10 protein-coding genes are annotated in these 10,779 nt (G+C 65.7%); all 10 read right to left on the bottom strand.

Annotated elements, in window-relative coordinates; genetic code table 11:
* Window position 1: 1 nt before the first annotated feature.
* The 10 genes from dhaL to IEW19_RS12440 all read right to left on the bottom strand — a co-directional run bounded on the left by dhaL (window position 2) and on the right by IEW19_RS12440 (window position 10,641).
* A complete protein-coding gene (gene dhaL, locus IEW19_RS12395; protein WP_188571925.1) occupies window positions 2–1,726 on the bottom strand; it encodes a dihydroxyacetone kinase subunit DhaL in 1,725 nt (574 codons plus the stop codon).
* Window positions 1,727–1,771: 45 nt separating this feature from the next.
* Entirely contained in the window at window positions 1,772–2,770 is a 999-nt protein-coding gene (locus IEW19_RS12400; protein ID WP_188571926.1) for a sugar phosphate isomerase/epimerase family protein, read from the bottom strand.
* A gap of 141 nt (window positions 2,771–2,911) precedes the next feature.
* Window positions 2,912–3,601, bottom strand: a complete 690-nt coding sequence (locus tag IEW19_RS12405) for a GntR family transcriptional regulator (protein ID WP_188571927.1) — start codon at window positions 3,599–3,601, stop codon at window positions 2,912–2,914.
* A 107-nt stretch (window positions 3,602–3,708) separates the two neighbouring features.
* Window positions 3,709–4,485, bottom strand: a complete 777-nt coding sequence (locus tag IEW19_RS12410) for an SDR family NAD(P)-dependent oxidoreductase (protein ID WP_188571928.1) — start codon at window positions 4,483–4,485, stop codon at window positions 3,709–3,711.
* Window positions 4,486–4,494: 9 nt separating this feature from the next.
* On the bottom strand, window positions 4,495–5,844 hold the full coding sequence (locus tag IEW19_RS12415; protein WP_188571929.1) for an MFS transporter: 1,350 nt from the start codon (window positions 5,842–5,844) through the stop codon (window positions 4,495–4,497).
* Between the two features lie 218 nt (window positions 5,845–6,062).
* Complete coding sequence (locus IEW19_RS12420) at window positions 6,063–6,794, bottom strand: FadR/GntR family transcriptional regulator (RefSeq protein WP_188571930.1); 732 nt, start codon at window positions 6,792–6,794, stop codon at window positions 6,063–6,065.
* A 183-nt stretch (window positions 6,795–6,977) separates the two neighbouring features.
* Window positions 6,978–7,880: a succinate--CoA ligase subunit alpha gene (gene sucD, locus IEW19_RS12425; protein WP_188571931.1), complete on the bottom strand. Its 903-nt coding sequence runs from the start codon at window positions 7,878–7,880 to the stop codon at window positions 6,978–6,980.
* A 10-nt stretch (window positions 7,881–7,890) separates the two neighbouring features.
* On the bottom strand, window positions 7,891–9,060 hold the full coding sequence (gene sucC, locus IEW19_RS12430; RefSeq protein WP_188571932.1) for an ADP-forming succinate--CoA ligase subunit beta: 1,170 nt from the start codon (window positions 9,058–9,060) through the stop codon (window positions 7,891–7,893).
* A gap of 223 nt (window positions 9,061–9,283) precedes the next feature.
* Entirely contained in the window at window positions 9,284–9,991 is a 708-nt protein-coding gene (locus IEW19_RS12435) for a hypothetical protein (RefSeq protein WP_229748458.1), read from the bottom strand.
* Between the two features lie 53 nt (window positions 9,992–10,044).
* On the bottom strand, window positions 10,045–10,641 hold the full coding sequence (locus IEW19_RS12440; protein ID WP_308419993.1) for an NADPH-dependent F420 reductase: 597 nt from the start codon (window positions 10,639–10,641) through the stop codon (window positions 10,045–10,047).
* Window positions 10,642–10,779: the final 138 nt, after the last annotated feature.

Genomic DNA, 10,779 nt, shown 5'->3' on the forward strand with positions numbered 1-10,779 from the left:
CTTAGTGGCTTTCAAGGGTGGCGGCGTACTCGGCTACCCTGAGGGCGATGAGGCCGAAGGATACGGCACCCGGGTCGGGGTGGCCCAGGCTTTTTTCCGCCAGGGGGCGGGCGCGGCCCTTCTTCGGGCTGAGTTCGGCAGTCGCGTCAGCGGCCCTTGCTGCCGCCTCCGCCGCTGCACGCAGGCTGCTGGCCAGGCTGCCGCCGTCGTCAATTGCTTTGTTGAAGGTGTCGGCGAACGGAAGCAGCGCGTCCACCATGGTCTTGTCCCCTGCTTCGGCCTTGCCCAGGGTGATGATGGCGTCGCGAAGGGCGTTGACGGCTGCGGCTGCGTCTGCGGCGGTGTATGTTTCCTTGCTGCCCAGGGTCCTGCCGACGGCGGTGACGGCTGCGCCCCACAGGGCCCCGGAGGTGCCGCCGGCGCGTTCCGCCCACTGCTCACCGGCCGCCGCGAGGAGTTCCTCGAGCCCGGCGCCGGCGGCGTGGGACTTCTCGGCGGCGGCAACGGCGGCATCAACGCCGCGGCGCATGCCGATGCCGTGGTCGCCGTCCCCGGCAATGGCGTCCAGCTTCCCCAGTGCGTCCTCGTGTTCGACGACGACGGACCGGGCTTCCTTCAGCGCGCCCACGGCCGTGGCAGCCAGGGCAGTGGAGGCTGGCGTGGCGGCCAGCGCCGGCGTCGTCGTTCCGGCCTCGGCGAGGGACGCGACCGTGCGTTCCCGGCGCGGCGCCAGGTTGCCCTTGCGGAAGGCGGGGGTGTCAGCCGGCGCGGCCCAGAACTTCTCCAGTTCGGCGTCCAGCCAGAACAACGTCAGGGACAGCCCGGACATGTCCAGGCTGGTGACCAGTTCACCGCACTCCGGCTCCACTATCTCCAGTCCGGCCTCGGCCAGCAGCGCCTCGACCTTGCCGAACAGCAAAAAGAGTTCGTCGTACTTGACGGTTCCCAGCCCGTTCAGGATCGGCACCACCCGGCGCCCGGCGGTTTCCGGCTTATCCTTCAGCAGCCCATCCACCAGCAGCCTTGCGAGCTCGCTGGCCGTGGGAAGGGGCTGCTCCGAGATGCCCGGTTCGCCGTGGATGCCGAGCCCCACGGACATCATGCCTTCGGGCACCGTGAACAGCGGCTCGGCAGCTCCGGGGAGGGTGCAGCCGGCAAAGGCGACACCGAGCGAGCGGGTGTGGTGGTTGGCCTTGATGGCCAGCCGCTCCACCTCGTCCAGGTCCAGGCCGGCTTCTGCCGCCGCCCCGGCCACCTTGAAGACCGTGAGGTCGCCCGCGATGCCACGGCGCTTGCCGATTTCGTCCAGCGGGGCGCTGGCGACGTCATCGGTGACCAGCACGGTCCGGGTTTCGATGCCCTCAGCGTTCAGCTTGTCCTGTGCCTGGCCAAAGTGCAGGACGTCGCCGGCGTAGTTGCCGTAGCTGAACAGGACGCCGCCGCCGCTCTGGGACGCTTTGGCCACCCGGTAGGCCTGTCCTGCAGAGGGGGAAGCAAACATGTTGCCGCAGGCGCTTCCGGCCGCCAGCCCGGCACCCACCAGGCCGGCAAAGGCCGGGTAGTGGCCGGATCCGCCGCCGATGACCAGGGCCACCTGGCCTTGGGGCGTTTCGGTGGAACGGACCACGCCGCCGTCAACGCGCGCCACGTACTGGCGGTTGGCGGCCACGAAGCCGTCGAGGGCGTCGTCTGCGAACTGCGCTGGATCGTCAAATATCTTTGTCATGATTCCTCGTTGAACCGGTTGAGTCGGTTTGGGATGCCTGCCGGCTTAGCGTGCGGGAACTGCCGCCGGGGCCTGCCGCCCCTGGGCCACCAGGCTGGTGCCCAGTGCATAGCCGTCGCGCTTGGGCAGCACCTGCCGGCGCAGGTAGTTCTGGTTGGCCGCGGTGACGCTCAGGCCGTCGCCGCCGTAGTGCTCCGTGCAGATGACCCCCTGGAAGCCCACCGAGATAGCGAACTGGAAGGCCTCGCGGTAGCTGATCAGCCCGGACTCCATCGGAGCCGGCATGGCGACGTACTGGTCCCGTGCCTGGTCCTCGTCGCGGATGTAGTTCTTGACGTGCCAGTAGTTGGAGTACGGCAGAGTCTTGTGCACCAGTTCGCGCCAGTCCTCGATGGGGCGGTGCAGGCGGATCAGGTTGCCCAGGTCCGGGTTCAGTCCAACGTTGGGCAAATCGATGTCCTGGACGAGCTGCACGGACGAATCGCCCGTGCCCAGGAACGTGTCCTCATACATCTCCAGGGACACCAGGAGCCCCAGTTCAGCGGCGTGCTTGCCTACTTCGCGGATGCGGGTGACGGCGTTGTTCCAGGCCTCCTTGTCCCCTGCCGGGTCCTTGTGGCCTTCCACGGTCCAGAACCACAGTTGCTTCTGCTGTTCCGCGGTGATGGCCTGGTGCAGGCCGATCGAGACAACTTCGCAGCCGAGCTGGGCTGCGGCCTCCAGGGTGCGGTGGGTGTAGGCCAGGTTCTCTTCCCAGTTGCCTTCCTGGATCACGCTGCGGCGGATGGCTGAGATGGAGGGAAGGCCAAGGCCGGCGGCGGTGGCGGCGGACTTCAGCTCATCCAGGCGTGCGCTGGACAGGTCGCCGGGGCGTACCCAGCTGTCCGTGAGGTCGGCATTGGTGAAGCCGGCGTCAGCCACTTCCTCGAAGACCTGTTGCCAGTCACTGGCAGGGGCGTCCTGGACGGTGGTCCCGTCCGGCCTGGTTCCGGGGAACTGCAGCAGGGCAGCAGCGATGGGCCAGTTTTCAGCGGTGTACGGCATTGTCACTCCAGATCATAAATCGCATTTCCTATAGGATCTACGGCTTGGTTGGTGCTGTCAAGGGTTTTTCGTTCCTCCCGGCAGTGGGAGGCATGGGTGCTGGGAGGACTTTCAGGCCCGCCCGACGCCACGCTGATACTGCTAGCTGCGCGCTTCGCTGTCGTGCTGCGAGCGCTGTTTGACGCCCTCGATGTGGTCGACCATTGCCTGGCGGGCAAGTTCGGCGTCGCCCGCTTCGAATGCCTTGAGGATCTCCGTGTGCTCCGCGATGGCGTAATCGGCGTCAGTGACGCCCAGGCCGCCGAAGAAGCGGAAGCGCTGCACCTGGCCGCCCAGCGCGTTGTAAGCGGACAGCAGGAACTGGTTGTTCGCGGATTCGGCGATGAGGCGGTGGAACCGTTCGTCGGCTTCCCAGTAGGCGCGGAACTCCGCGAAGGACGGACCCCGCGGAGCTGCCTTCAGGTCCTCGATCGCCCGCCCCAGTTCAGCAGTCAATTGGGTGTCCGCGTGCTTGCAGGCCATGAAGGCGTTGGCCGGTTCGATCACCAGCCGGGCGTCCATCAGGTCAGCCAGCTCTTCCGGGGAGAAAAGCGGGGCCACCCGGTAGCCCCGCAGTGCCATCCGCCGGACCATCCCGGTTGCCTCCAGCCGGGCAAGCGCCTCGCGCACGGGTGTTGGGGAGACATCCAGCTCCCTGGCCATCCCGTCAATACTGACGGGCGTGCCTGCCTCCAACCGGCCGTCCATCAAGGCAACAAGAAGTGCTTCGTAGACGTGGTCAGCGAGCACCTGCCTGCTCACGCCGCCGGAGGCCTGGTTCGTGGTTGCCATGAAGAAATCCTATAGCCGGGGAACGCGCGGAAGCGCGGGAGTGAACGGCAGCGGGGTCCCGGTGCCGCACGGCCGGTAAGCCGTACGGCACCTTCAGGCAGTGCCGGTCAGGAAACCTGCAGGCCGCCGTTGATGTCGTAGGTGGCGGCCGTGATGTACCCGGCGTCCTCGCTGAGGAGGAACGCGATCAGGGCTCCGACTTCCTCGCGCGTTCCCACCCGGCCCATCATGATTCCCTCGGACATCTGCGCCTTGCGTTCATCGCTTAGCGTTCCGCCCATGATGTCCGTGTCGATCGGGCCCGGCGCAATGGCGTTCACGGTGATGTTGTGCTCGCCCACTTCCCGGGCCAGCGCACGGGTGAAGCCCAGGATGCCGGCTTTGGAGGCACTGTAGGCCACCTTGGAGTAGGTCCCGCCGCCGCGCTGGGCGGAGATGGAGGAGATGCTGACGATCCTGCCCAGTTCCCGCTCGATCATCCCTTTGAGGACGCGCTGGGAAACCACGAAGGTGCCGCGCATGTTGATGGCGAAAACCTTGTCCCATTCCGCCACCGTGGTTTCCATGAAGGGGGTGGGTGAACTGATTCCAGCGAGGTTGACCAGTCCAACGATCGGCGGAAGGGCCTGCTCGATCTCCGTGATGGCGCGGTCCACGGATGCCTCGTCCGAGACGTCGGCGCCCACGCCGATCGCCTTGACAGCGTGGCTGGAGCCGATTTCCGCCGCCGCGGCCTGGGCGTCTTCGGCATTGATGTCCAGGATGGCGATGGACCAGCCTTCGCTGGCCAGCCGGCTGGCAGTTGCGCGGCCGATGCCGCGGACCGATGCCGCCCCGGTCAGGACGGCGGTGCGCTCGGCGGGAAAGGTGTGCTCTGTAGTCATTGCTGGTTCCTAGTGGGTTTCGGCGGCAGGAATGGTGGCACCGGGGGCGGAGACACCTTCAGGCCGCTTGCGTGCGTAAAGGTAGGTGGCGATGGCGGTCACGGCAAGGCAGGCGGCCAGGAAGACCAGGCCGGTCTGGCTGTTTCCGGTGGCGTCCTTGAGGATGCCCACGATGTAGGGAGCCACGAAGCCGCCCAGGTTGCCGAGCGAGTTGACCATGGCCAGCCCGGCTGCGGCCGCAGCACCGGTGAGGGCTGCGGAGGGCATGGCCAGGAATGGTGCAATCGCGGAGTAGATGCCCATTGCTGCAAGTGTCAGGAAGACCATGGCGAGCACGGCGTTGACGGGGAGCAGGAAGCCGGCACCCAGGAGGCCGACGGCGGCGAGCACCATGCTGACGCTGGCATGCCAGACGGGGTTGCCGGTACGGTCCGACCGCTTGCTCCAGAAGTAGACGAATACGGCGGCGATGGCGTATGGGATGAAGACAATGAACCCCACCTGCGTTGAGTCGAACTTGCCCAGCGCCTTGACGATGGTGGGCAGCCAGAGTCCCAGGCCGTAGATGCCGCAGACCAGGCCGAAGTACAGCGCCGAGTAGGCGATGGTGCGGGGGTCCTTGAGGCCGGCCAGGAAGTTGTGATTGCCGGCCTTCTTCTTGTCGGCCAGTTCCGCGCTCATGGTGGTGGAGAGCCATTCGCGTTCTTCCGGCTTGAGCCACTTGGCGTGCTCCGGCCGGTCCGTCATGACGAAGGGCGTGATGATGCCGAGGATGATGGCGGGGATGCCTTCAAGGATGTAGAGCCACTGCCAGCCGTGCAGGCCTGCAACTCCCTCCAGGTTCAGGAGCATGCCGGAGACCGGGGCGCCAAGGGCGTTGGAGATGGGCTGGGCGAGGATGAAAATGCCCAGCACGGTCACGCGCTGGGCGGCCGGGAACCAGAGGGTCAGGTAGAAGAGGATGGCCGGGAAGAAGCCCGCTTCCGCCGCCCCGAGCAGGAAACGGATGATGTAGAAGCTGGCTTCGCCGTTCACCAGGAACATGGCGGTGGCGAAAATGCCCCAACTGATGAGGATGCGGGCGATCCACTTGCGGGCACCAAACCGGTACATGCCGCCATTGCTTGGGATTTCCAGCAGCGCGTACCCCAGGAAGAAAATACCGGCACCCAGGCCGTAGGCAGCCTCGGTCAGGCCAATGTCACCTTGCATGCCGAGCTTGGCGAAGCCGACATTGTTCCGGTCAAGGTAGGCGACGAAGTACAGAAGGACGATCAGGGGCATGAGCCTCCGGCGTACTTTGCGGAGGGTGACCTCACCCAGTTCGCTGAGTGCGGGAGCGGTAGCAGGGGAGGTCATCGTGGGCCTCCTGCGGTGATGCGGGGACCCTCACGAAGGGAATGCGCGCACATAAAGACTCCTTTGGCTGGCGGCATTTTGGGGATTGATATCAGATGTCTGATGTCTTGATGAGATTCTAGTCACAGGCGTCGAGGGGCGTCAACATGCAGTGTGTCCAGAACAGCCCATGCTGGTACATGGCAAATGCCCGTCTTGGGCAGTGCCAGACGCACGCCTCAGCCGGCGGAAGCTGCGCTGCGGCTGGACATGGCGAGGAATTGCTCGTAGTCCTCGAAGGTCTGGGTGATGTGGGCATCCATCGTGGAGCGTGCAGTGGCCGGATCGCCGGCGGCGATGGCTGCGAGGACCATCTTGTGGTGGTGGATGGCGTGGCGCTGCACGTCGGGAAAGGCCGAGGTCTCCCGCCGCATCGCGTAGAGCAGGGTGGACAGCTGGCCCAGCAGGGCCGGCACGAAGGGGTTTCCGGAGGCACGCAGGACTGTGTCGTGGAAAGCAATGTCGGCCAGGGTCAGTGCGTCCACGTCCCCGGCCTGATGTGCCGCTTCCATTTGGTCCACGCTGTCCTGCAGGGCGGCGAGGTCGGCCGGCCGGTGGCGGGAAGCCGCGAGTTCGGCAGCTCCGGTCTCCACCATGCGGCGGACCTCCAGCAGCCGCAGCGCCACCTGGTCCGAGGCCACTCCCCTGGACGCTGCCCGCATGATTGCATCCAGCCCCGTCCAGCGCTCGGGTGGATTGACGAAGGTGCCCAGGCCGCGCTTGACATACACCACGTCCTGCGCCTTGAGGGCCTTCATCGCTTCACGCGCGGTGAGGCGGCTGACCCCCGATTCCTTGGCAATATCCGCTTCCGGCGGCAGGGCGTCGTCGGCCTTGATCTGGCCGCTCAGGATGTATTCGAGGACCTTATCCACGACGGCGTCGACCAGCGTGGGTCGCTTTTCTGCCATCGCCTTTTCCCCTGCCTTCGCGCCCGGGGCGCCACGAATTCCTTCCCCTAAACATTACTAGACGGACCTGTGCAACTGCCGCCGGACCGTCGTCGTGCGTCAAACAACGAACACGGGGCCACTCCGCGGCCGTCCCCACTGCATGGGACGAGCCGGGAGCGACCCCGCGTTCTGCAGTACTCCCTAGAGGGCTGCGTAGACCTCGCGGAGCAGTGTGGCGGTCTCGGAAGGGGTCTTGCCGACCTTCACGCCGGCTGCCTCGAGGGCTTCCTTCTTGGCCTGGGCGGTACCGGCGGAGCCGGAGACGATGGCGCCTGCGTGGCCCATGGTCTTGCCTTCGGGGGCGGTGAAGCCGGCAACGTACCCCACAACCGGCTTGGTGACGTTGGCCTTGATGAAGTCTGCTGCGCGCTCTTCGGCGTCACCGCCGATTTCACCGATCATGACGATGGCCTTGGTCTCGGGGTCAGCCTCGAACGCGGCCAGGGCGTCGATGTGGGTGGTGCCGATGATGGGGTCGCCGCCGATGCCGATGGCGGTGGAGAAGCCCAGGTCGCGCAGTTCGTACATCATCTGGTAGGTCAGGGTGCCGGACTTGGAGACGAGGCCGATGGGGCCCTTGCCGGTGATGTTGGCCGGGGTGATGCCCACCAGGGCTTCGCCGGGGGTGATGATGCCGGGGCAGTTCGGGCCGATGATGCGGGTGACCTGCTTGCCGTCGGCGTCCACCTTGGACTGGGCCAGGGCCCAGAATTCGGCCGAGTCCTGGACCGGCACGCCCTCGGTGATGACCACTACCAGGCCGATGCCGGCCTCGATGGCTTCAACCACTGCGTTCTTGGTGAATGCCGGCGGCACGAAGACGATGGAGACGTCGGCGCCAGTCTCCGCCATGGCTTCCTTGACGGTGCCATAAACGTTGATTTCGTTGTCGCCGTGCAGGACGGTGGTGCCGGCCTTGCGGGCGTTGACGCCGCCCACGATGTTAGTGCCGGCCTTGAGCATCAGGGCGGTGTGCTTGGTGCCTTCGCCGCCGGTGATGCCCTGGACGATGACCTTGGAGTCTTTGTTGAGGTAGATAGACATGGTGCGTCCCTTACTTCGCTGCGTTGGCGAGCTCGGCGGCCTTGTCGGCGCCCTCGTCCATGGTGGCGGCCAGGGTAACCAGCGGGTGGTTGGCCTCGTTCAGGATGCGGCGGCCTTCCTCGACGTTGTTGCCGTCGAGGCGGACCACCAGCGGCTTGTTGGCGGTGTGGCCCAGTTCGGCCAGCGCACCCACGATGCCCTTGGCGACAGCGTCGCACGCGGTGATGCCGCCGAAGACGTTGACGAACACGGACTTGACCTGCTCGTCACCCAGGATGACGTCCAGGCCTGCGGCCATGACCTCGGCCGAGGCTCCGCCGCCGATGTCCAGGAAGTTGGCGGGCTTGACGTTGCCGTGGTTCTCGCCGGCGTAGGCCACCACGTCCAGGGTTGACATGACCAGGCCTGCACCGTTACCGATGATGCCCACTTCGCCGTCGAGCTTGACGTAGTTGAGGTCCTGCGCCTTTGCCTTGGCCTCAAGCGGGTCTGCAGCATCCTTGTCCTCGAGCTGCGCGTGCTTGGCGTGGCGGAAGTCGGCGTTCTCGTCGAGGGTGACCTTGCCGTCCAGTGCCACGATGTCGCCGGCGCCGGTCTTGACCAGCGGGTTGACCTCCACCAGGGTGGCGTCTTCCTTCTTGAAGACATCCCAGAGCTTGAGGATCACGGCGGCGACCTTGCCACGCAGTTCCTCGGCGAACCCGGCGGCTGCGACGATCTCGTCGGCCTTCGCCTGGTCGATGCCCACGGCGGGGTCGATGGCGATCTTGGCCAGCGCTTCGGGACGTTCGACGGCGAGCTGTTCGATTTCCATACCGCCTTCAACCGAGCACATGGCCAGGTAGTTGCGGTTGGCCCGGTCCAGCAGGACGGAGAAGTAGAACTCCTCGGCGATGTCCGCACCCTGGGCAATCATCACCTTGTTGACGGTGTGGCCCTTGATGTCCATGCCCAGGATGTTGGTGGCGTGCTCAAACGCCTCATCAGCGGACTTTGCGACCTTGACGCCGCCGGCCTTGCCGCGGCCGCCTACCTTGACCTGTGCCTTGACAACGGTTACGCCGCCGATCTTCTCGGCAGCTGCCTTTGCTTCTTCTGGGGTGTACGCCACGATGCCGGCAAGCACGGGTACACCGTGCGCCTCGAACATATCGCGCGCCTGGTATTCAAACAGGTCCACGGTTTAGTGTCCTTCTACGTCGAAGTAGTTTCTGTACAGTCGGACACCATCGAAGACGATGACCGGGCTGCGGATTGCAGCGCACCGGCGGCCTATCTGGAAACGAGCCACGCGGCGTAATGCTCCATGGGGAACTCTAGTCCTTTGGAGGGACCGGGCCGTCCCAGACTACCGCTTATGTGAGTAAGCACACTATTCTATGGGGCGTAGAAAAACCGCGGATTTACGCGGTTTTTGAGCCCTCCGGCTGCGGTGACGGACTGCCATTGGCGGGGCCGGGGATCAGTTCGTAACGTTCGGGGGAAACGAAGAACCCGGCGCCGGCGGAGACGTTTCCGCACGCCACCCCGCCGTTATAGGCGGAACAGCGCAGCCCGTTGCGTTCGAGGTTCTGCCCGTCGGCCAGGACAGGCAGTTGGGCCAGCGGACCGGCCTTGCTCCCCTTTGGTCCGTAGGCCGCCTCCATGGATGTGACGCCGGAGCGGCATTCCCCATAGCGCGCGGTGTCCGGGGCCAGGAGGGCCACGCCGCCCAGGTAGCCAAGATGGGTTCCGGCGCAGTCGTCCTTGATGTCCCCGGGTTGGGGCGCCTGGTAGGTGGCGAGCTCACAGTGGGCCACCGGGATGATGGGCAGCTTGTTGTTCGCGGCGTCGCTGTAGCGGTTCTGCTCGTAGGGCAGGTTCACGTGTTCCCCGCGGCCGGACGTGAGCGAACAGGCGATGGTCCGGTCCGCGTTAATGAAAGAGAGAACGTCCGTGCCGCTGGAGAACGTTTTCGCGTCGGCCAGGGGCGCCTTTTCCAGCTGCTCCATGGGTGGGAGCGGAGCCGGCGGAACGTACGACGGATCCTTGGTGGTCACCGTGCAGCCCGTGCCGGCGACAAGGAAGAGGGCGGCGAGCATCCCCCATACAGTCCGTCGCATGGCCTCCATTATGCCCGGCCGCCGGAAGTTGGGTACCACGCCGGTACTTCCCCGGTATCTGATCAGCGCACGATTTTGAAGTTGAACGCTGGCGTTCCGAGTGCACCCCAGAGGCGGAGCCAGACCGGCAGGAGCATTTCGGTCCCACGGGCGGTGGTGATGTCCCCCAGGTCGATGACATCCCGGTGGCCAAAGTCCTCCAAGAGCCCGGCGACCACGGCCTTGGCCTCTGCATCGTTGCCGGAAACGAACACCGACCCCGGATCGGACAACTGTCCGGGCCTGGCCATCAGGTCTGCGTTCATGGTGTTGAGCGTCTTCACCACGCGGGCCCCGGGGAATGCACGCTGGATCTGCTCCCCCAGCGAGTCGGTGTCCTTGACGAACAGGGTTGGGGGCATGCCGTTGCTGAAGTCGAGCGGGTTGGCGATGTCGAGGATGATCTTGCCGTCGAGATTCTCCGCCGCGGCCTGATGCAGCACGTCCAGGGATGCACCGCCATTGGTGGCGTTAACAACGAGTTCCGCCCCCACGGCGGCGTCGGCGAAGCTGGTGACTTTGATGGCGGGGTGTTGTTCGGCCCAGGCGGCGAAGGGCGGGGCGCCCATGGCGTCGGCCTCAACCCGGGCCAGCATCGTTTCCGGATTGCGGGTGCCCACGGTGACTATGTGGCCTAGGGCGTGTCTCCTAAAGCTGTCAGCCAGATGCTGATTGCTCGGAGGACTGCTCCGCCGCGGTAGGTGAGGGCGAGTTTGTCGTAGCGGGTTGCCAGGGCCCGCCACTGTTTGAAGGTGTTG

The organism is Arthrobacter liuii (assembly GCF_014639275.1).
In the GTDB taxonomy this organism is placed as follows: Bacteria; Actinomycetota; Actinomycetes; order Actinomycetales; family Micrococcaceae; genus Arthrobacter; species Arthrobacter liuii.

Coding starts and splice junctions, on each gene's coding strand:
- IEW19_RS12420 (WP_188571930.1), bottom strand. CDS start 6,794: ATGGCAGAAAAGCGACCCACGCTGGTCGACGCCGTCGTGGATAAGGTC.
- IEW19_RS12415 (WP_188571929.1), bottom strand. CDS start 5,844: ATGACCTCCCCTGCTACCGCTCCCGCACTCAGCGAACTGGGTGAGGTC.
- IEW19_RS12410 (WP_188571928.1), bottom strand. CDS start 4,485: ATGACTACAGAGCACACCTTTCCCGCCGAGCGCACCGCCGTCCTGACC.
- IEW19_RS12400 (WP_188571926.1), bottom strand. CDS start 2,770: ATGCCGTACACCGCTGAAAACTGGCCCATCGCTGCTGCCCTGCTGCAG.
- IEW19_RS12435 (WP_229748458.1), bottom strand. CDS start 9,991: ATGGAGGCCATGCGACGGACTGTATGGGGGATGCTCGCCGCCCTCTTC.
- IEW19_RS12405 (WP_188571927.1), bottom strand. CDS start 3,601: ATGGCAACCACGAACCAGGCCTCCGGCGGCGTGAGCAGGCAGGTGCTC.
- sucD (WP_188571931.1), bottom strand. CDS start 7,880: ATGTCTATCTACCTCAACAAAGACTCCAAGGTCATCGTCCAGGGCATC.
- dhaL (WP_188571925.1), bottom strand. CDS start 1,726: ATGACAAAGATATTTGACGATCCAGCGCAGTTCGCAGACGACGCCCTC.